A 21,541-nucleotide genomic window follows, 5' to 3' on the forward strand; every position below is an offset into this window, starting at 1 on the left:
TGCTTTCATACCGCAGCTTCTTTCCGACCCAGCAGCCAAAGGAGATAGGGCCCTCCAATCAACGCGGCGAAAAGGCCAACCGGAACCTGGTACGGGTAGATGACGATCCGCGCCAGCCAGTCGGCAGACACCAAAATACCGGCCCCCAGCATTGTTGTCGCGACCAGTTGGTGTTGCGGTGTGCGGAACCCCAGAAGCCGAGCGAGGTGTGGTGCAACAAGACCCGTCAGGCTCAAAGGTCCGACCCATAGGGAAGCAACCGCAGTCATCGATGCGGCAATGATCGCCAAGATGATACGAGGTCGGAGAATGCCGAGGCCGAGACTTTGCGACAATCCGATACCCAAAGGCAGTATCGCCAACCAACGCATCATAAATAACAGTGGCGCGGTCAGGACGGTTAGCGAAACAAGGGACGCCCAGGCTTCGGCGTATCCAGCACCACTGGTCGATCCCGACATCCAGTTGAGCAAGACATAGCTGCGCATGTCTCCTTGGGCCAACATGATGCTGACGATCGCCATGCAAAAGGCGCTGACAGCGATCCCTGCGAGCAATAGTCGTTCCGACGAAAAACCCGCTTTGCCTGCGATCGCCATCATTAACAGGAAGGCGAGCAAAGAGCCCGACGCGGTGCTGACGAGCATCGCGGAGGGCGATAGCGTCCCGGTAAAAAGGAGTGCAAGCGTCAACCCAGCGCCACCTCCGCTGGAGACCCCTAGTACCTCTGGGCTGGCAATCGGATTGCCGGTCATCCGCTGAATGATGAAGCCGGCTGCGCCAAGCATAGCGCCTGCACCCCCCGCCACCACTATACGCGGGAGGCGAAAAGGTAGAAGCTCTGCGAGCACTTCGCCAGTCGCGACGGTCCATCCATTCCCTGATGGACTGACGGTCAGTGCGAGGCCGGTGACGAGCATGAGACCGGCTGCGATCATCCAAAGCTTTATAATAGGGTTTTGGAGAGGTGTAATAACAGCCGCCGCTTTCTGGGTCATCGTCGAGAAGCCCTGAACGCGTGGCAGGAGAGCGAGCAGCAGCGGTCCGCCAAGCAAAGCAATCGCCGCGCCGGTCGGTGCGAGATCGGAAAAGCCCGGCCCCAGAATTTGCGTCAAGCAATCGCCGATCAAGAGAACCGCGGCGCCCGTGACTGGAGCCGCCATCATGATCTGGCCGGTGGTGCGCGCACCGCAGATTCTAGCGACGGCGGGGGCTGCGAGACCTAGAAAGTCGATAATGCCAACGGCGGCCGTGACGGAGGCGGAAAGCCACACGCTTAAGAGGAGGATTGAGACGCGGACCCATAGCAAGGCGATGCCAAGACTTCGAGCGCTTGCATCTTCCAATGCAAGGACAGTCAGCGGCCTCGTAAGAAGCGCAGCTACTATGACACCCGCAAGAAGCCTCGGCGCAAGCGACATCGCCACGCTCCAATCCTGCTGATTAAGCGCGCCGGCGCCCCATATGTGAATCGATAGCGCGTATTCACCACGCGCAAGGATCAGCGTCACGCTCAGCGAAGCTGCGATGAGGCCGACGATCATCCCGGAAACGGCGACCGTGACTGGATCAAGCCCGCGCCGCCAACTTAAGGCCAATACGATCGCCACAGCAACAAAGCCACCGGCAAATGCCAGGAGTTCGCGGGGTACTCCGGCCATGAACGGCGAGAAGGTTATCGCCAAGGTCAGCGCCAATTGAGCACCGGACGCAATACCGAGTGTTGAGGCGTCGGCAATAGGGTTGCGCAAGACACGTTGTAGAAGGGCCCCGGCAAGGCCAAGCGCGGCACCAGCAATCACCGCGACCGCAGCACGTGGTAACAAACTGTGCCACAACAATATTTCATCCAGCGACGCCGTCAAAGGCCCACCGCCTGGGATGTGGGGGCGAAGCACCAGAAGCGCCAGGAACGAGAGGATGCAAGCAAGGCCCAAACCAAGGCCGGACCAGATCGGACGCTCGGCGGTCGTCATCCGGGAGAACATCTCAGGGGCTTTGGACATTTGATAAACCTTGCGCAAGAAGTTCGGCGAAGCGACTTGCTGCCGGTAAGGCGCCATAGGGATTGATCGACTCGAGCGTTAGAACTCGCCCCTGACGCACGGCGGGTAGCGCCTTCCAAAACGCGCTGTTGATCAGCTCCTCAAAGGTATCCTGCGGGTGAGGCGGAATGAGAACGATCGTGGCATCGGGCATGGATGTGAGCGTTTCTATGCCTAAAGGCGCAGTTGCGGAATAGCTTGTTGTGCCCTGCCATGCACTGATCAGTCCTAGCCGCTTCAGTACCTCTCCGAACATGCTGTCTGAACCAAAGACCCGGTAGTGGCGCGCATCACCGAGATTGATCGGAAGGATGGTGCTTCGGTAATCCGCGGTAATCGTACGTTTTAGAGCCTCAAGGCGCACAGCCAGTGCGTTCACCATTTTGCTCGCGGCTGGCAGGTCCAGCCGCGCGCCGATGGCGATCGTTGCTCGTTCCGCAAGTGTGTAGGGGTCTTCGCCGGCCATGTAGATCGAATGACTTTCGACGGGCGCTATGCGGCTCATGAGTGGGTCAGCCCAGGCATAGAAGTTCGAGTTCAGGATTAGGTCTGGCTGGGCAAATCGTAGTGCTTCGAAGTTGGGCGTGCCGCGCAATCCGATGTCGGCCACGCCTTTTGGCAGAGCTGGTGCGACTACAACCTCTTTGAACTGGCGCAGCTCCGCTGCCGCGACCACATTGGCCCCGATAGCGACGAGCGTTTCCAGCAGGGCCCAATCGAGTGTTGCCACTCTTGGTGTGCGCGTTGACGTTGGTGTTGTCGCTCCTACGCTTCCTGTCGCCGCAAGTACCGCTGCGCCGGAAAGCAAAGTTCTGCGGGTCATGTGCACGTTCGATGTGGCTCCTGTCGCAAATGCCCTCGACTGAGAGCGCCGCGCGTCTTTTTAAACGCTCGATGCTGTCGAAGCCGGGAGCCTTCTGCAAAACATGCGTTAATGTGTCAACTTACCAGGCCTTGCTGATTTTAAACATCACCGTACGGGCATCGCCGTATCCGCAGGCACCTTCGCCGCGGCATGCCTCTACATAGGTCTTATCGAAGAGGTTGGTGACGTTCAGCGAGGCTGTCCAATCGTCCTTCTTGTAACGGATTGCCGCATCGACGACAGTTGATTCAGGGACCCTTTTCGTATTGGCTTCGTCTGCCCAGGACCTGCCCTTGTAGCGCAGGCCTGCACCAATGCTGACACCCTCAAGCAGTCCGGATGTCACGGTGTAGTCAGCCCAAAGAGAAGCTGAATGGTCCGGCACAACATAAAGCGACTTGCCGACGAGACCTGGGTTGGGATCATTTTTCGTCACTTCGGTGTCGGTATAGGCATAGGAGGCAAGCAGCTTCCAATTTTCATCGACGTTGACCCTGCCTTCGATTTCAAAACCTCGCGACTGTGCCGCGCCCAGCTGATCTGTAAATGGCGCTGAAGCGACTGAAACTGTGGCATTGCGCTTGTTGATGTGGAAGACGGAAGCAGTGATCGAGGCGTCCATAAACTCCGGCACATACTTGACCCCTGCTTCATACTGCTCGCCTTCCTCCGGTTTTAGCGGGCCTTGCAGGCCGCGTCCGACGAGCGGGTTGAAGAAGGTTGCGGCACTTATGTAGGGCGTCACTCCGTTGTCGAACTCGTAGGCGAGACCTGCACGACCACTCCAGGCGTCGTCCGTGTCGGTAAAGCTGCCTGCCGGCGTCAGTTTGTTGTCGAAATCTGTGTGAACAAAGTCATAGCGGCCATTTAGTGTTACTAGCCAGCCGCCACCGAAGCGGATTTGATCCTGGGCGTAGAGCCCAAGCTGATTCATCGTCACTGTCTCGTTGTAAAGCGGCGCAGGCGACAGTTGGGGCTGCCCGTAAACAGGGTAGTTAACGTCAATCGACCCGGATCCAAATATCGAGTTTTGAACATTATCAATGCGGTAGAGTCGGTAATCTACACCGACCATTACCTTATGCTCAGCGCCCACGAGGTCGAAGGAGTTCTCGATGCGATTATCCCATCCCAGAGTGTCCGCGCTGGTATCACCCTCGAAGTTGATGCGCTGAAGAGACGTCTGCCCCGACCACAAGAATGGATAAACGAAGTGCTCGTACTTGTTCAGGTGGCCGTAACGGAGATTGGAGGTTAACTCCCAGCCATTATCGAACGTGTGCTCCAGTTCATAACCGGCCATGGTCTGGCTGTAGCGGCCTGTATCGATGTCGGGCTCGCCGGGAAAGAAGCGGCGCGAAATCTTGCCGACGCCTGGGCGATCTATGACGGTGCCTTCATAGGGCAAGAAACCATTGCCGGTATGCAATTGATCAAGACCGGAATAGGACGCCCACAAGGTCAGCTTCGTATCCTCGTCAGGCGAGATCGTCAGCTGCGGCATGATAAAGCCGCGAAAGTCGTGCGTGTAATCCGTATAACCGTCACCGCCGCCGAGCTTACCGGTCAGACGATACCGCATTGTGCCGTCTGCATTGGCCTTGTCGGAAATATCGAAGGCGCCATAGCCGTTGCCGTTACTGTTGATCCCGGCTTCCGTGTAGTAGTAGGGGGCATCGGTTGGTCGCTTGCTCGTCATGTTGACGATGCCGCCGGCATTCGCGCCGCCGTAGAGAACTGAAGCGGGACCCTTTAGAACCTCGACGCGATCAAGAGCGAATGCATCGATTTGGAAATTGCCGAAACCATAGGAAAACAGGCTGAGGCCATCGAGATAGACGCCGGTCTGGCTCGCATCAAAACCGCGGATGTAATACCAATCCGTGTCCGGATCGTTGCCGAAGGGCTGAGTGGTCACGCCCGGCGTGTAGCGCAACGCCTCATCCACCTTGTTGACCACGCCTCGATCATTTAGTTCCTCGCGGCCAATAACCGAAACCGCCTGCGGGATCTCCTGAATGGGGGTATCGCTCTTCGAACCGGTGGAGGATTGCTTCGCCACGTAACCCTTGACGGAGACTTCCCCGCTTTGTTCGCCGCTGATAACGATGGGAGCGAGCGTCGTCGCTGCGTCCTGCGCATGCGCCCACGTACTTGAAATGGCGATTGTCGCCACCCCGCACAGGCCAAGTCTCGCACCAAACCCTCTTTCAGTCTTGTTCATTCTGTGCCCCACTACACCAGCTCTCCGCGTCACGGCTCGATGCGGTTCTTCGATAGGTGAGCAATTAACTCATCTTTAAGCTGATGGATTGGTTCGATCTGCAGCAATTGAATGTTTTTGGGCGATTTCCAAAACAAGCCGGCGAATAGTTGCGAAAATAAGCTGACCTTGGTCACTGCGAACCGGGCCGGCTTGCTGGTCACTGGAGATTGGTCATGATTGCCAAGTTTTGCGCCAGCGAGCAGGTGTCGTCCCCAGATGCTTGCGGAATACTTTGGTAAAATGCGCTTGGTCGGAAAAACCTGTTTCCGCGGCTATCTCGGATAAAGCGTAGGTATTCAACGAGAGTAATTCTTTTGCCTTATCCAGTCGTGTCTTCATCTGCCAATCATGGGGAGCAAGACCAGTCGATGCCTTGAATGAGTGGCTGAAATGCGATTGCGACATTCGTGTCAGTTCAGCGAGTTCCTGCAGTCGAATATTGCGTGTGCAGTTCTCAGTGATGAAATCGGTGGCTCGGCGTAGTTGCCATCCCGCAAGCGTGCTGCGCTGACGCGGTGAGGCTTTTTCCAATTTCAGAACGTCAATCAGCAGCGCCAGTGCAAGGCTATCTCCGTAAAGATCGTGTAGCGGCGTATTGCTTGTCAATTCGGTTGCGATCAGCCCTGCAAGCGACATCGCACGTTGGTCGTAGAAGAGCAGTTGTGGATCCTGCAGCTTCTTCGGATCGATCTCTTCTGAAAGCCGCTGGACCAGAACATCGGCATCGAAATGGATGTCGAGGTGGCGAACATATTGAACATCGGCAAAATCGACCCATAGATCCATCTCAGCGGGAATGTAGGAGATCGGGCTGTAACGGTCTTGTGGTGCGCCGGAGGACTTTGGAGACAACTTTACATTCGGGCGTCCGCGTCCCCGTTGGTCTAACAGAATAAAGAGGCGTGGATCGCGCGCCGTGTAGTGGCCGCCCGCGTAGGAGGCGCACTCAACATCCCACAAATCGGCGGTGATCCCATTCCAGTAGCGCCGCCTCAGCCCACCAATGACCGAGAAACCTTCGATCCTGTTCGCCATTCGCGGCTGGAAGTTCATGATAATACGCCCCAAGGTAAAACTTGCTTCTAATTATCAAGTTCTTTAACTAGCGGCAATCCTAGACTGGGCGAGCATGCATCATACCAGCGGGACGATGCGGGAACCAAGGCGTTCCGGTGTCGCGAAGTGCACAAGCCATAGACGCGCTAAACCGAGATACTGCTACACGGGTGAGTTAACATGTCGATGATCGCTCTTACTCCTCGCACGGTAGAGGCAGTTCAGCCCGCCTTTTCTCTTAAGGATGTCGCGTTCGCTGTTGACGGTCGCGTTTTGCTAGAGGCGCTGACGCTTGATATTCCCGCGGGTATCTCCGTCGCTCTGATAGGCCACAATGGCTCTGGCAAGTCGACCCTCCTGAAGATGATCGGCCGACAGCAAACCCCGAGCGGAGGTTCGATCTACTTCCACGGAAAGCAGATTGAGGAATGGGGTTCGCGGGAATTTGCTCGTAAACTAGCTTACCTCCCGCAGCAAATACCTGTTGCGCCTAGCATGCTCGTGAAGGAATTAGTCGCACTTGGTCGCTATCCCTGGCACGGCGCACTCGGACGTTTTGGAATTTCTGATCAAGCAAAAGTCGATGAGGCGATCGCGCTTACGGGTATCGGCTCGTTCGCTGAGCGCATGGTTGATAGTTTGTCCGGCGGTGAGCGCCAACGGGTCTGGCTCGCTATGCTTGTGGCTCAGGATGCCAGCTGCCTCTTACTCGACGAGCCGATCTCGGCTCTCGACATCGGCCAGCAACTGGAAGTCCTGTCACTCACGCAGGAGCTTTGCCGATCGAAAGGCATCACTATCATCACGGTCCTGCACGATATCAACATGGCGGCGCGCTACTGTGATCAAGTGATCGCGTTGCACTCAGGCAAGCTCATCGCTCAAGGTACGCCCGATGAGATCATGACTGTCGAGCAGCTTGCCCGCATTTTTGATGTTCGCATGGATATTCTGAGGCAGCCATCGAACGGCCGATTGTTAGCTTTTGCCCGATAACGTCAAGCAGCAGTTCGCAGCCGTCTGGCGCTTAAAGACGCGCGTGTGGGCAAGGGTGTAATGTCGCAAAAAGGCTATGTATCCTGGTTTCTTAGTTGCCGCTGGAGATCACCAGAGAAGGTTATGCCCGCGTATTTTGGTCGCCAAACTGCAGCAAAAGCCCATGCGGTCTGTACCCTAAGAGCCCATCCGTGACCATATCGCAGAAAATATTTAAGGTTTTTTTGTGGACTTTGGAAAAATATTGCCGTAGAAGGCGCGTATCGTTGAGTTCGATGCTCGGCGTTACACATTTCGGCTCTTATCAAAAGGGTCACTCTGCGCAGACGCCAACGCAGTCTTAAACCTCATTCCTGAGGCTGTCGCAGCGCCGATGTCGCAAACAAGATGTAATCATACCCCGGGCCGCCCGGCCACGCAGAGCTGCGAGCTGTTTGGGTTTACCGCAATGAAAGAAGGAGATGCCCTTGCTCTATGCTGGGCTGATTTGAATTTATGAATTCTCAAACTGAAAATGACGCACCGGCTTTACCGGTTTCGACCAAAATCAGTCTCGATAACGTCTACAAGATATTCGGTGAGGACACCGACAAGGCGCTGGATATGGTTCGCGCCGGTAAGACGAAATCTGAAATTCACACGGAGACGGGGTGTTCCGTCGGCGTCAACAACGCCAGCTTCGATATCAAATCCGGCGAGATTTTTGTCATCATGGGCCTTTCAGGCTCGGGCAAATCCACCCTTCTGCGCTTACTCAACCGGTTGATCGAGCCTACGGCAGGTTCAATCAAAATCGATGGAGACGACATTACAAAAATGTCCCGTCGCGACCTGATAGAAGTACGTCGGCGCGATATCAGTATGGTATTTCAGTCCTTTGCTCTTCTGCCTAATCGAACAGTTATCAACAATGCCGCGTTTGGCCTCGAGGTTGCTGGTATGGGAGAGGCAGAGCGTAAAGCAAAGGCGCTCTCGGCGCTAGAAGCGGTCGGCCTTGCAGGTTACGAAGACAGTATGCCTGATCAGCTTTCAGGCGGAATGAAACAGCGTGTTGGTTTAGCTCGCGCGCTCGCAAGCGAACCCACAATCCTGCTCATGGACGAGGCATTTTCCGCTCTCGATCCATTAATTCGCACGGAAATGCAGGATGAGCTTGTCCGCCTCCAGGCTGAGCACAGCCGAACTATCGTGTTTGTCAGCCATGATCTCGACGAAGCCATGCGCATCGGCGATCGAATCTGCATCATGCAGAACGGAAATGTCATTCAGGTCGGCACACCTGACGAGATAGTCATGAACCCGGCAAACGACTACGTTCGCTCGTTCTTTCGAAACGTAGATGTCAGTCACGTTTTCAAAGCCGGCGACGTCGCGCGGAAGACGCAAGTGACAATCATAGATCGGCAGGGTGTTACCGCTGTCGCTGCGCTTGAACGCATGAAGACGTTCGATCGCGAATACGCGATTATTTTAGGTCGTGACAAAACCTATCACGGCGTCGTCAGCCAAACCACGCTTGTCGAGAATATGCGCTCAGGACATTCGGACCCCTACAGGGCGGCTTTTCTGTCGGAGATCGAACCCATCCCAGCTGATGAGCCTCTTTCGAACGTTCTCGGGCGTGTAGCCGCAAGTCCGTGGCCGGTTCCGGTCGTCGACAGCGCCAAGCGCTACCTCGGTTCCATCAGCAAATCCACCCTGCTTGAAACGCTCGATCGCGCTAGCTGAGTTTTCGCATTTCCCCCAACCGGCCAACAACCGGAGTTTGACTATGAATTTCGATATCGGGGACGGCGTCGATGCCGTCGTCAATTATGTTCTGGACAATTTTTCGCCATTCTTGGACTTCGTCGCCACTGTCATCGGGTTCGTGACCAATACGATCCAGGACACGTTGACCGCCATCCCGATGCCTCTCGGCGTTCTCATTTTCGTTGTCCTGTCGTTTTGGCGGGTCGGTGTTGGTTTTGGAGTGCTGGCAGGACTTGCGCTTTGGCTCGTTGATCATATGGGACTGTGGACGGCGATGATGGAAACGCTGTCGCTCGTCATCGCTTCAACCCTCATGGCAATGCTTATCGGTCTTCCTCTTGGGATCGCCATGGCGAGGAAGGATTCGGTTGCTGGAGGTGTAAGACCCGTCCTCGACCTCATGCAGACCATGCCGGCATTCGTCTACCTCATTCCTGCGGCTATGTTCTTTGGTCTTGGAGCCGTGCCGGGTGCCATCGCGACTGTGATATTTGCCATGCCGCCGGTGGTTCGCCTCACCAACCTTGGCATTCGTCAGGTGCACGTCGAATTTATCGAAGCTGGAAATGCCTTCGGCTGCACCTCCGCGCAGCTACTATTCAAGGTGCAGCTCCCAAACGCGATGCCCTCGATTATGGCGGGTATCAACCAGACGATTATGCTGTCGCTTTCCATGGTGGTTATCGCATCCATGATTGGCGCAGGCGGCATTGGGAACACGGTGCTTACCGGGATACAGCGTCTCGATGTAGGGACCGGTTTTGAAGGCGGTCTCGCTGTCGTCATTCTTGCAGTGATCCTCGATCGCCTTACCCAAAGTCTTGGAAAGCCTCATGCGGCCATTTGGTCGGGGCTCTTCACGAGAAAGAGCCAGCCAAAGGAATTATCGCCGGTAACCGCCTGAGCCCTTATGCCACTCAACCATGCGGATGCTGAATCCGCGAATTCAAAACTCCCAAAAGGAGAACATATGTTAAAGATACTTTCCACCACTCGCCGGGCTACTCTTAGTGTCGGTATCGGCTTTGCTGTCGCTTTGATCTTCGGTTCAGCAGCGCCGAGCATGGCGCAAGATACCAAGACCGTGAAGCTCGGATTTGCCCCATGGTCCGACGCTGAGTTTGTCACTAAACTTGCTGCCAAGCTGATCAAAGAGAAGCTTGGGCAGAACGTGGAACTCGTGCAGACAGATGTCGCGCCGCTCTACCAGGGAGTAAGCCGCGGTGACATTGATGCGATGATGATGGCTTGGTTGCCTGCCACTCATGCGGACTATTTCGCTAAGATAAAGGACAAGGTCGAGACGCTAGGGACGGTGTATGATGGCGCGAAGCTGGGTTGGGTGGTGCCGGCCTATGTTCCTGAAAACGAGGTTTCCTCCATCGAGGATCTGAAGAAACCTGAGGTGCAGAAAAAGCTGTCCGCCACGATACAGGGGATCGATCCGGGTGCCGGGTTGACCCGGCTGTCCCAGCAGGCAGTCAAGGATTACGACCTCGATCAATACAAGCTCCAAATCTCCAGCGAAGCAGGCATGTTGACGACAGTCGACAGGGCGATGCGGAGTGAAAAGTGGTTCGTCGCCACATCATGGAGCCCGCACTGGATGTTTGGAAAGTACAAGCTCCGCTACCTCACCGATCCGAAGGAATCCTTGGGCCAGGCCGAGCATGTCGACGTTCTTGCTTCGAAGAAATTTAAGGCAGAAAACCCCAAAGCTGCCGAATTTCTTGCACGCATGAAGGTGCCGCTCAACGACTTGGAGGCTGCTATGTTCACAGCTCAGGAGACGTCCTACGAGGCAGCCATCGAGAAATACATCAACGACCACCCGGATCAGGTGAAGGCCTGGGTCGGAGAAGATAGCTGACGCTGTCCAGCGTTCTTACGTGATGCTCTACAGTATCGACGCGAAAATCAGGCTCGATTTTCCGAGATGAGCGACACGTAGACTGAGACGAACACAAAGCGCCGCGCCACCGAATGGATGTGCGGCGCTCAAGCAGGTCAGCTTATCAAAGGAGGGTAGGGGTGTATCGACGACCCGACCATATGGCGTTCACCTCTGCAGATACGCTCGGAGGACGCATTTCACTGGCGCGCGATGCATCGACGCTGTCGCTGGAAAACGCTGCGAAATTGGTTGGCGTCGAGAGCTCGGTTTGGAGTGCTTGGGAAAACGACCGGAGCGATCCTGGTACTCACTACATAGAGGCGATCGGCGCTTCTCTTCGGGTGAGCGGGGTGTGGCTTTCGACAGGTTTCGGCCTGGGGCCGAGATGGCCAAACGACGAGACGCTTTTTTAGATTTGGTATGCAAGGTCTGACAATCCGTTCTTTTGACTTTCTGTGCTAGCGAAATCTCACGTCACGACCGGTGCAGCACCTGCGGATTGGTATGAGTAGTGTCGAATGGATGCCGGATCAGGTCCGATTAAGAAAATCGGGCTTCGCCAGCGACTGATAATCAGCTCCAAACCAATTTCAGTCATGAAAAGTTTGGGCTCATAAGTGTTCTGAAACGTTCTGTTGATATCGTCATGACCCAATGAGGGGTCATTCATGACGCAAGTGCAAATCCGTTTGGCTGAGATCATCGAAGCCCTTAGCAAGGCGCTCGATATGACCGAGGGGCAGCCGGATGGCCATTGTATTCGCTGCTGTTACATTGGAACGCGCATTGGACGAGAAATCGGCCTGGGTGAATCAGAGCTTCACGATCTTTACTACACACTTTTATTGAAAGACCTCGGTTGCAGCAGCAACGCCGCGCGGATATGCGAGCTTTATCTGGCCGATGACATCAGCTTCAAAAATGATTTCAAGGTTGTGGATGGAAGCTTGGGGCAGGTGCTGAAGTTCGTCATCAGTCACACTGGAACGAAGGCCGGCCTTACTGAACGTTTTCGTAGCCTGCTCAATATCCTTAAAAACGGTGGTGAGATCTCTACCGCCCTTATTCAGACGAGGTGTCAGCGCGGCGCTGAGATTGCTCGACAGATGCGTTTTTCAGAGACAGTTGCGCAGGGCATCATCGGTTTGGACGAGCATTGGAGTGGGCGCGGCAAACCAAGCGGGTTTGCTGGAGAAGACATTCCGCTTTTTTCGAGGATAGCGCTTCTATCGCAGGTGATTGATGTATTTCAGGCTAGCGGAAGCCCGCAAGCCGCTCTTGAGGAGATTGGCAAGCGCAAGGGCGATTGGTTTGATCCTGCTCTTGTCGATGTGTTCACAAAACTTGCATCCCAACAGGAGTTTTGGGAAAGGCTTTGGTCTCCCGACCTGGAACGGATTGTTCTGGATGACGAGCCGGGTCAGCACCGGGTTATGGCGGATGACGACTACCTCGACGATATCGCTGCTGGCTTTGCGAAGGTCATCGATGCGAAGAGCCCTTACACTTCAGGACATAGCGAACGCGTCGCGCTTTACACCGATCTGATAGCAGAAGAAATGTCGATCGATTTCGAAACGCGGCGTGTTTTGAAGAGAGCGGCTTTGCTGCACGATATCGGAAAACTGGGTGTCAGTAACAGCGTTTTAGACAAAGCTGGAAAACTTGATGAAGAAGAGTGGAGCCAAATGAAGCGACATTCGGAGTTCTCAGAGCAGATCCTGTCTTCAATCGAAGCGTTTGATAACGCCGCACTTATCGGCGGCGCTCACCATGAGCGCCTCGACGGGAAAGGTTACCCAAGGGGCCTGAGAGCAGAGCAGATACCGATGGAGGTACGGATCGTCTCCACCGCAGATGTTTTCGACGCTCTCACTGCCGATCGACCCTACAGGCAGGCGATGCCACTGCGTGAAGCATTCGCGATGCTTTGGGAAGGAGCTGGTCTCTCGCATGATCCAATCTGCATCCGAGCGCTTGAACGTGCCATAGCACGAACTCCTCTCATCAAAGGTGACGAGGTGACGTCCCAGGACACGATCGCCGCGTCAGATCAGCCCGCGAAAGTCGCCTGAAGGCCTTAAGAGCCGGACGCTGGTCGCATCGACCTTCCCAAACCAGTTGGGGCCGGCGATTTGGCGCCAAAGAGTCCTGTCGGGCCATTCGATCCGGACAATCGATCCACCCTGAAGCGTATGCTCTTATCTATGGCGCTATCAAAGCGCGTCGCAAAAGTTCAGATTGGCGTTTGCACGACATGCTTGTTGGCATTTTTTCTATCGCCGCCGAGCTTCCGCACGCGGCGGGTGGCTAGGCAGATTGATCGCTGCATAATGTGCCTTCTTATCGGCATACATCAACGCATCCGCACGCCTGACGACGGACTCGATCGCCTCGTCTGCTTCGCTGGTTGCAACGCCATAGGACATGCTCAGCGGAGCCGTTGAGTAGAACTGGTTGTTTATCCTCAAAAGTTCTATGATGGTTTCCATGATCGCCGAGGCAGATTTAGCGTCCGCCCCTGGAAGTAGAACGGCAAATTCATCTCCACCTATTCGGCAAGCATGGTTCGGCGCCGAGACTGCGCCATTGAGGATCTCACCGAAGCGGCGCAAGAGACCGTCGCCAGCGTCGTGTCCAAGTTGGTCATTCGCCTCTTTCAATCCATTGAGGTCGATGATGACGGCAGAGACGGGGCGCAGCGATTTTCTCTCCAGACGGTTCAGTTCATCGGCGTAGAAGGCGCGATTATAAAGCTTGGTGAGGACGTCATGCTTTCCAAGATACTCGAGATAGGCCTCTGCTTTCTTCCGCGCCGTGATGTCGGCAAGCGCCACCTGTACGCGAGACCAATCGCTTTCGTGGCCCGGAAATACAGAGAAATGCAAAAGGATGTGACGCATTGAACCATCCAGAGCGTAGTTTACGACTTCGCGGTGATGGAAAAGATTGCCGTTCCACAGTTCCATCAACTGTTCTCGGAAGGGCTTCTCCATGTCGTCACGAAAAATTTCGCCCAGTCGCTGCAAAAGATCGGTCTGATCTTTCGCTCCGAACAGATCAAGTGTGGCCTGGTTGACATCAATGACCCTGATTTCGCTCATACACTGGCGTACAAATTCGGGGTGAACGTCCATAAATGTGCGGAAGTCCGTTATGCCGCGGCCCCGGATGTCTTCGATCAGCACCCGGATACGACTGAAATCCTCGATCCACAGCGACACCGGTGAATGCTCGAAAATGCCTTCAGCCTGACGCCTCTGTTCTGCTTCGGCTCGACGAGCGTCTTCGCGATCGGTGATATCCTCGGTCGTCAAAAGAATCTTGCTCAGCGATTTTTCATGACCCGGTAGCACGGTTCCGCGCAGCCGGATATCGAGCCTGCGTCCGGAGATCGTGTAGTTGACAGTCGTGCTGGAAAACGACGACTCTCCATCGAAAAGTGCCGACAACTCGTTGATGTGGGTATCCAGCATGTCGTCACGGAAGACCGCCGTGATATTGGCTATCAGATGCTCGAGGCTTTCAGCCTCAAACAACTCCAGCGTCTTGGCGTTGACGCTCGACACCCGGATCCGTGTGGAGCAAGCGTAGACCCGACTGCGATCCTCTCTCAGGAATGCCCTGATATCGGTCACTCCGTCTGAACGCCAGTCATCGAACAGTGCTTGTACGCCGCTGAAATCTTCGATCCACATTGCGATCGGCGCGAGGTTGAAGATGTCTGACTCTAGAGCGTCGACCATAGGATTTCCTGGAGTAGTTAAGTTTGTGTGATGGCATTGACCGGTTTGGCCGCACAGTATGATTAATAGGTAAGCGCTGCTTTAATAGTCCTGAAAATGCACGATCAAAAAAGGGGCGGATGTCTGAACGCGAAAGAAGAAATACCTTTGATGCCTCGTGGGAAAGTGTCTCTTCTCAAGCAATCTGGGCGATGACCGTAACGGTCACTCGCCCAGTCGTCCTGTTTCAAGCAGGGTAGAGTGACGGTAGCTTCGATGGCTTGTTGCTTTGCGTCGTGCCGATCTTTCGATCCTCCCTTGCAAGGACGTTGAGCCAGTCATGGGCCTTGCCCTCTGAGGCTTGAGCCACAGGCGCGAAGGCTGCTTTTTCTAAAGTGGCAATTGCCTCTCTGGCCGCATCCGTCATGGCCGGCTCACCACCGGCCAGCCGGCGCCAGGCGATAACACAGCCATAGGAGCCGCGCAGGTCGCCTGATTTTCCCTTGCTGATTGCTTGAGCCAACTGCTTACGACGTTCTGAAGATGTGTCTGGACGGTCTTCCGGCTTGGACGTATTCGCCGCAACGGGTTTTCTCAGGGCATTATCGCCACGCTGCTTTCGTCTGAAATAGAGCGCCGCACCGCCGAGTGCGGCCAGAATTGCGGCGGCCCCCAGACCGGCAATCATATAGGCGGGTGATACCTCACTGCTATTCTCCTGATGTCCTTGCGGCTTGACCGAAGAGGCAGGTGCGGTTTTCGGTGTCGCTGCAGTTGGGTTGGCAGGTGCCATCGTACCCTCTGCCTTGATGACCTCGCTTGGCAAATTGGCAGTCTTCGCCTCTCCCGAGACACTGTCCGTCCAGTTCACCTTTATTTCCGGAAGCGTTATCTCGCCACCACGTGTGGGCACCACGGATACGAGAAAATCCTTTCTGGCAACGGTGCCGTCAGCGGTTTGATCCTCACCAGTCTGGGTGTCATCAAGATAGATCCGCGCGCCATCGGTGTTTGTGAAAGACAGGTCGGGAAGCTGAACCGTGCTGGCACCGAGCGCCAGAAGGCTGACGCGCCGGGTCACGGCTTCTCCTTCCTTGAACACCGGATGCTCGGGAGACCATTTGGCGGTCAGCCTGACGTTCTTGGCTGGCAGGAACCACTGGTGCTGACCAGAGCCGGCGTTGGGATCGGCGCGTACTGTCACTTTGATCGGTTCTGAGCGAACGGCAAATGGTTTGCCGCTATCGAACATGTCGTTGAACATTGACGACGGGAAGCCTGGGAACCCCTGGAAATCCGCGAAGGGATCCTGGCCTCTGGCCGAAGGGTCCGCGACAGAGCCGCGCAGGACGAAGGGCGGGATTTCGATTGGGCCCTTCTCCTGAGGTTTGAGCATGTAGGTGCGTTCGATGACGTTTACCGTCTGCCCATTTCGCGTGGCCTGGCTCACCTTGTCCTCTCCACGTTGAACGAGTTCGAATGCGCTCGATTGCGGCGCGATCAACTCGGCGCTCTTTATCGGCGCGCTCGTCTCGATCCGCACGGTCAGTGGCGTTTCCTGAAACAGAAAGGGGCTGCCGTCCTTGAGGGTCGCAGAAAGATCGATCGCCGACGTGCCGGTGGCTTTGGGCATGGAGCCAGCATCCACCACCTTGACGGCGATGGGCGAACTGCTTGCGCTTCCCGCAGTAATTGCGGGTATTTCCAATGTGCCAGTTGACTTCGGCGATAGGGACACGATCCAGCTCTCGCTTTGAGACCGTCTCCCGTTGATGATTTGCGTCGAAGAGGACTGCGACGTGCCCAGAACGTCAAAATCCTTCTGCAGCGGCGTGAGATCCGGGTTTGCATCCGCATGGCCGTTGGTCGTCAGGATCAACTTAAATGCTTCCCCTTGCGCCACCGTGCCGCTATCCACGCGGGCGGAAAGCCCCGCTGCGAAGGCCGGAACGGCAAGCGCGATCGAAAGAGCAGCAGCGCTGACTGTGGTCTTGAGGCTATTGAAATTCATGATTCTGCTTCCTCTCAGTTAGAGCCAGACCGAAGCTGGGCGTAATGTTGACGAATACGGGCACGCAGCAGGCCGGAAGGATCGTCAGGGACTTCGCGCAACTGTTGCTCGACTGCCTGATCGACGACCGGAGCGCCGGGGACGGAGGCCTTCACTTTCTCGCCGCCCTTGTCTGTGCCATTGCCTTCCAGAACACTGGACAGCATTCTCGACAGGGCGTTTTCGCTCTTCTTACCGGCCTGGTCACTTTCGTTGCCCGCAGCACTTGCCTGCTGACGGGCCTTGGCAGCCTCCTGTGCCGCTTTGTCCGCCTGGGCGAGGCCTTCTAGACCGCTCTTGTCTTGTTGCTGGCCTGCCTGCTCGTTGCCACCGTCCTTACCCTTCGGCTCGGTTGTAGAGGCATCCTGCATCTGTTGCTCGCCAGCACCGGCATTTTGATCCTTGGCCTTTTCTGCTTCCGCCTTCGGAGACTGGCCGGCCTTTGCCTGATCGGAGGGTTTTGAAGTTTCGGCCGTTGCTTGGTCTTTGGACTTTTCACCTTTCGACGCGTTTTGCTGGTCGGAACCTTGCTGCGAGCTGTTTTTCTGACCCGGCTGAGGGGCAGACTGCTGTTGATCGCCCGATTGGCCGGATTGTCCGCCTTTCTGTTTCTGCGAATTGTCAGAAGCCTGCTGCTGGTCCTGTTGGCCACCTGCGTTTTGTTGTTTCTGCTGGCCTTGAGAGCCAGACTGCTGGTTCTGCTGATCCTGCTTGCCGGAATGACCTTGAGATTGTTGCTGATCCTGCTTTTGACCGTTGCTAGCGGATTGCTGTTGCTGGTCCTTATTGCCGGAACTACCGGCTTGCTGTTGTTGGTCCTTTTTATCGTTCTGGCCCGACTGTCCGCCGTTCTGCTTCTGCGAATTTTCGGAGGCCTGATTCTGGTCCTGTTGACCACCTGCATTCTGCTGCTTCTGCTGGCCCTGCGAACCGGACTGCTGATCTTTTTGATCCTGCTTGCCGGACTGACCCTGAGATTGCTGCTGGTCCTGCTTTTGACCGTTGCTGCCGGACTGCTGCTGTTGGTCCTTCTTATCGCTCTGGCCAGACTGCTGCTGTTGCTGCTGCTTGTTTTTCTCCTGTTCCTGCTTTTTCTGATCGTCGAGCAGTTTCTGGACGAGATCTCGATTGTGCTTCGTGTCCGCATCATGAGAGTTGGCTGCCAGCGCCTGGTCGTATGCGCCGAGCGCCTCCTTCAGCTGGCCGGATTTCGCAAGCGCATTACCGCGGTTATAGGCACTATCGGAAAAGTCATGAGCTGCTGCCGCGTAATTACCCGCGCGGTAGGCGGCAGTGCCACGCCATGAGGGTGTCTCGAATTTGCCGGACGCCGTGTTGAAATCCCCAGAGGCGAAAGCCTTCTTGCCTTGCTGGTCGGAGGTCGACCACAGGTCCTGCCAGGTTCCCGCGTGGGCTTGCCGCGTCGCAACGCCAGGTACGAAATTCATGCACACGAACAGTCCAGTGGCGAAGACCAGACCGCGCCGGAAGGCGAAAGGCAGAAGCAGGACAGGCAAGATCAGGAGCCAGTAGCCCATATCGACCCAGCTGTCGGCTTTGAAGTCCTGGGCCTTGCCTGCTGTTTCGGCCTTGTCGGTCTTCGGCAGGATGCGGTCCAGATCGGCGCTGTTTGCGGTTACGCTGGAGTAGGTACCGCCACCGGCCTTGGCAACCGCGCCAAGAGCTTGCGTATCAAGCGATGTCGTCACTTTTTCGCCGGAGCGATCGGTAATGGCTTGACCGCTTGCTGTCTGCAACGTAGCTCCCTTTTCGGTGCCGACGCCGAGAACCGAGACGGTATAACCGGCTTTGCGTGCATCTGCCGCTGCCTGTTCCGTTGCCACCGCATCACCGGCGCTGTCGGCAAGCAATACGATTTTGCCTCGCGTCGCATTCGCGCCTTTCAAGACAGACACCGCCTCGGATATGGCGAGATCAGGCCGATCGCCCAGTACGGGCATCAGTTTGGCGGAAAGGTCGGGAATCATCTGCGAGATCACCTTGTTGTCGCTTGTCAGAGGAGCGGCGACAAAGGGGATATCCGAATAGATGACCAGTGCGCGCTCATCACCTTCCGTACGGTCAAGGACGTCGCGCAACTTGTGGACTGCGCTGCGCAAGCGGCTTGGCTGCAAATCGTCTGAATTCATCGATTGTGCCAGACTGAGAACCGCAACCACGGGCTCTCCACCATTAAAGGAGGGCACCTCAGCCTTTTCCCATGTGGGGCCAACAAGTGCCGTCACCAGGACTACCAGCGTGGCGGCTACCACCGATGGCAGGAAGCGCGATGCGCGGGCTGTTGCGCCGCTGATGGCCAGATGCCGCAGCAGATGCGCGTCGACATACTTGCCCCAGTTGCAGCCTGTGACGCTTTTGCGGGACCGCACGACGAGCCATAGAAGAAGGCTCGCCGGGATCAATGCCCAGAACCATTCCGGGCGCATGAAGTGGAACAGATTGGTTTCCATGTCAGGCTTCCTTGTCTACGGGACCCTTGTACAAAGGGCGGTTTGTGATGAGGGCCGGAGCCGTAGCGATTAGTACGGAAAGCGCGGCTATGAGCAGGGCTAGACCCGCCGGCCAGAAATAGAGGGCGATTTCCGGGCGCACATGCACCGGGTCGGCGCTGATGGGCTCAAGCTTGTCGATGGACCGGTAGACCTGAGCCAACCCGTTCACGTCTGTCGCCCGGAAATATTGCCCGCCAGTCAGGTCGGCAATCTTGCGCAGAGCGCCTTCGTCGAGGTCAGAAGATGTGACCATCTGGCGACCCATCGCGGTGTCAACGGCCATCGGAGCTCCGCCAACGCCGATCGTGTAGATGCGGATTCCCAGTTTCTTGGCGAGTTCAGCTGCCCGGATTGGGTCCATCTCGCCTCTGTTGTTGGCGCCGTCCGTCAGGAGAACGAGAACACGTCCTTCGGCCGGCCTGTCCTTCAGGCGGTTCAATGATACGGCGATGGCATCGCCAATTGCCGTCTGTTGACCGGTCAACCCGACTTGGGCCTCATTGAGAAGCTTGCGAACGGCTTCCCGATCAAAGGTCAGGGGTGCTTGCAGATAGGCACGATCCGAAAAGAGGACGAGGCCAACCCGGTCACCCTTGCGGCTTTTGATGAAAGCATCAGCCGCATCCTTGACCACGTTGAGGCGGGTGGTCGGTCTGCCGCCCACGGCGAAATCCTGCTCGGCCATGGAACCGGAAAGGTCGATAGCCATCATGATGTCGCGTCCTTCGGCGGGCAGCGGCACTTCCGGCCCGACATAGGCTGGACGGGCGAGCGCTGTCACCATCAGCAACCAGATAAGCGAAGCAGTAGCGAGCTTCCACCAGGATGTAGAAGTGCGGTCGGCCCGACCTCCCAGGTCCCGCGACAGGCTGGCAAAGAACGGCACTTTCAATGCACCGCCCAATCCCTTGTCAGCGGGTTTGAGGAAATAGCGCAGCACAAAAGGCAGCGGCAGCAGTAGAAAGGCAAATGCCCAGAGAAAGGTAATCATCCGTTCCTCCTGATCCAGGTGGCGGTCTCGGCGCGCAGCGCCTCCGGTTCGAAATTCTCATTGGCCGGTGGACCATAGGGACCGGTGGCCAGAAGCGTCGCACTGTTGCTGCTCATTCCGTTTTTGCCTTCCATCAGAAACGCGCTCCACGCCTCGCCCGTCAAAACATCGGCTCCGGCCGAGCGGCGGCGGGCCACCCGTCGCAGTAGGGAAGATATCTGCGCAAGAAATTCGTCCGGCTTCTCCGGCTTGATCGCCTCAAGCTCTCGAAGCGCCAGAAAGCGTGCACTTCTGCGGCGCATCCGGCTCCAGACGAACCCGACGACGCTGAGGATGCAGATTAGGGCGATGAGAGCCCACCACCCCGGCGCAAGCGGCCACCAGCCGATGGGCTGAGGCAGATGAATGTCGCGAAGCTGGGCGAGCTGCGTCTGCATTTGTGGAGTGAGTTGCGTGCTCATGCTGCCATACTCCGGTTGAGATGCGGATGGAGGACCCAGGAGGGATCGTCCGGTGTCTGCAAGAAGTGGCAGACCATTCCGTGGTGACGGCTCAACGTCTCCAACCGCTCCTTTCGCGCCTCGAATTCACGCGCGTAGCGTTCGAGTTTGCGTCCGCCAAGGGCTGAGACAGCCAAGGCATGTTCGCCGTCGGTCAGGCGTCCGCCGCGCGGCGGAAGTGCTGCATCGAAGGGATCGCTGACCTGGATGTTGGTGACATGGGCGTTCACCGCCAGATGCCGAAGCTCTTTCTCCGCTTCGTCACCGAAATCGTAGAAGTCACTGATAACGAAGGCCAGAGTTCCTGGCCGGTTGCGGTGACGCAGGCGGCGCAGCGCGTGCGCCAGCGTCGCCTCCGTGCCGATTGGCCGTTCGAGCCGCGTTTCTTCCGAAAGCGCTTCCAGAAGGCCAAGCACCGAGCGCCGCGTTCTGGCCGCAGGAAAGTCCCGCAGACCGTCGCGCGTCATGACAAGTCCGCCGACACGGTCGCCACCGTCATGTCCGGTCCAGGCCATCATGGCAGCCAATTCGGCTGCCAGATTGGATTTGAAACGGTTTCTGGTGCCGAACTGCATCATCGCGCGCATGTCGGTCAGAATGACGATGGGACGTTCCCGCTCCTCCTGGAAGAGCTTGGTATGGGTTTGGCCCGTGCGGGCCGTGACCCGCCAGTCGATGGATTTTACGTCGTCGCCCGGCTGATACAGACGGCTTTCGGCAAATTCCATACCGCGACCGCGATAAACGGAACGGTTGGCACCCCATTGATGGGTCGCGACACGGCCGGATGGTGCAAAGCCGGTCAAGCCGCGTTGCGGTCGCACCCGAACGAGTTCGGGCAGGGTCGCGACAATGCCTTTGAGGTCTTGGTCTGTCATGACGGTCTCC

General features: G+C 56.5%; 17 protein-coding genes. 6 read left to right on the top strand and 11 right to left on the bottom strand.

Features of this window, described 5'->3' with window-relative positions; genetic code table 11:
• Positions 1 to 5 precede the first annotated feature (5 nt).
• From fhuB to WKI41_RS02355, 5 genes are all read right to left on the bottom strand, one after another.
• Complete coding sequence (fhuB, locus tag WKI41_RS02335) at positions 6 to 2,006, bottom strand: Fe(3+)-hydroxamate ABC transporter permease FhuB (RefSeq protein ID WP_340191915.1); 2,001 nt, start codon at positions 2,004 to 2,006, stop codon at positions 6 to 8.
• A complete protein-coding gene (locus WKI41_RS02340; RefSeq protein WP_340191916.1) occupies positions 1,990 to 2,868 on the bottom strand; it encodes an ABC transporter substrate-binding protein in 879 nt (292 codons plus the stop codon). Before WKI41_RS02340 ends, fhuB begins: the two co-directional genes overlap by 17 nt.
• A gap of 121 nt (positions 2,869 to 2,989) precedes the next feature.
• On the bottom strand, positions 2,990 to 5,134 hold the full coding sequence (locus WKI41_RS02345; RefSeq protein ID WP_340191917.1) for a TonB-dependent siderophore receptor: 2,145 nt from the start codon (positions 5,132 to 5,134) through the stop codon (positions 2,990 to 2,992).
• A 29-nt stretch (positions 5,135 to 5,163) separates the two neighbouring features.
• A complete protein-coding gene (locus tag WKI41_RS02350) occupies positions 5,164 to 5,337 on the bottom strand; it encodes a hypothetical protein (RefSeq protein ID WP_340191918.1) in 174 nt (57 codons plus the stop codon).
• A 10-nt stretch (positions 5,338 to 5,347) separates the two neighbouring features.
• Positions 5,348 to 6,229 carry an AraC family transcriptional regulator gene (locus WKI41_RS02355; protein WP_340191919.1) on the bottom strand — a complete coding sequence of 294 codons (882 nt, stop codon included), beginning with the start codon at positions 6,227 to 6,229 and terminating at the stop codon, positions 5,348 to 5,350.
• Between the two features lie 183 nt (positions 6,230 to 6,412).
• Here WKI41_RS02355 and WKI41_RS02360 point away from each other — a divergent pair, with 183 nt between their 5' ends.
• The 6 genes from WKI41_RS02360 to WKI41_RS02385 all read left to right on the top strand — a co-directional run bounded on the left by WKI41_RS02360 (position 6,413) and on the right by WKI41_RS02385 (position 12,949).
• Entirely contained in the window at positions 6,413 to 7,228 is an 816-nt protein-coding gene (locus WKI41_RS02360; RefSeq protein WP_340191920.1) for an ATP-binding cassette domain-containing protein, read from the top strand.
• A 495-nt stretch (positions 7,229 to 7,723) separates the two neighbouring features.
• Positions 7,724 to 8,956: a glycine betaine/L-proline ABC transporter ATP-binding protein ProV gene (gene proV / locus WKI41_RS02365; RefSeq protein WP_340191921.1), complete on the top strand. Its 1,233-nt coding sequence runs from the start codon at positions 7,724 to 7,726 to the stop codon at positions 8,954 to 8,956.
• A 43-nt stretch (positions 8,957 to 8,999) separates the two neighbouring features.
• Positions 9,000 to 9,884, top strand: coding sequence for an ABC transporter permease (locus WKI41_RS02370; protein WP_425340965.1), 885 nt, complete (start codon positions 9,000 to 9,002; stop codon positions 9,882 to 9,884).
• A gap of 66 nt (positions 9,885 to 9,950) precedes the next feature.
• Entirely contained in the window at positions 9,951 to 10,850 is a 900-nt protein-coding gene (locus WKI41_RS02375; protein WP_340192297.1) for a glycine betaine ABC transporter substrate-binding protein, read from the top strand.
• Between the two features lie 161 nt (positions 10,851 to 11,011).
• Positions 11,012 to 11,287 (top strand): helix-turn-helix domain-containing protein, encoded by a 276-nt coding sequence (locus WKI41_RS02380; RefSeq protein ID WP_340191923.1) that lies wholly within the window; start codon positions 11,012 to 11,014, stop codon positions 11,285 to 11,287.
• 255 nt (positions 11,288 to 11,542) lie between these two features.
• Positions 11,543 to 12,949 (top strand): HD-GYP domain-containing protein, encoded by a 1,407-nt coding sequence (locus WKI41_RS02385; RefSeq protein WP_340191924.1) that lies wholly within the window; start codon positions 11,543 to 11,545, stop codon positions 12,947 to 12,949.
• 201 nt (positions 12,950 to 13,150) lie between these two features.
• Here the strand turns inward: WKI41_RS02385 and WKI41_RS02390 are convergent, their stop codons facing one another.
• The 6 genes from WKI41_RS02390 to WKI41_RS02415 all read right to left on the bottom strand — a co-directional run bounded on the left by WKI41_RS02390 (position 13,151) and on the right by WKI41_RS02415 (position 21,531).
• The gene (locus tag WKI41_RS02390; RefSeq protein ID WP_340191925.1) at positions 13,151 to 14,620 is read right to left on the bottom strand and encodes a sensor domain-containing diguanylate cyclase; all 1,470 of its coding nucleotides are present in this window, start codon (positions 14,618 to 14,620) and stop codon (positions 13,151 to 13,153) included.
• 226 nt (positions 14,621 to 14,846) lie between these two features.
• Entirely contained in the window at positions 14,847 to 16,610 is a 1,764-nt protein-coding gene (locus WKI41_RS02395; protein WP_340191926.1) for a BatD family protein, read from the bottom strand.
• Between the two features lie 14 nt (positions 16,611 to 16,624).
• Complete coding sequence (locus tag WKI41_RS02400) at positions 16,625 to 19,120, bottom strand: VWA domain-containing protein (protein ID WP_340191927.1); 2,496 nt, start codon at positions 19,118 to 19,120, stop codon at positions 16,625 to 16,627.
• Position 19,121: 1 nt separating this feature from the next.
• Positions 19,122 to 20,153, bottom strand: coding sequence for a vWA domain-containing protein (locus WKI41_RS02405; protein ID WP_340191928.1), 1,032 nt, complete (start codon positions 20,151 to 20,153; stop codon positions 19,122 to 19,124).
• Positions 20,150 to 20,614: a DUF4381 domain-containing protein gene (locus WKI41_RS02410; RefSeq protein ID WP_340191929.1), complete on the bottom strand. Its 465-nt coding sequence runs from the start codon at positions 20,612 to 20,614 to the stop codon at positions 20,150 to 20,152. The genes WKI41_RS02405 and WKI41_RS02410 overlap by 4 nt, the downstream gene beginning before the upstream one ends.
• Positions 20,611 to 21,531: a DUF58 domain-containing protein gene (locus WKI41_RS02415; RefSeq protein WP_340191930.1), complete on the bottom strand. Its 921-nt coding sequence runs from the start codon at positions 21,529 to 21,531 to the stop codon at positions 20,611 to 20,613. Before WKI41_RS02415 ends, WKI41_RS02410 begins: the two co-directional genes overlap by 4 nt.
• Positions 21,532 to 21,541 lie beyond the last annotated feature (10 nt).

It is taken from the genome of Agrobacterium larrymoorei, assembly GCF_037722385.1.
GTDB lineage: Bacteria > Pseudomonadota > Alphaproteobacteria > Rhizobiales > Rhizobiaceae > Agrobacterium > Agrobacterium larrymoorei_C.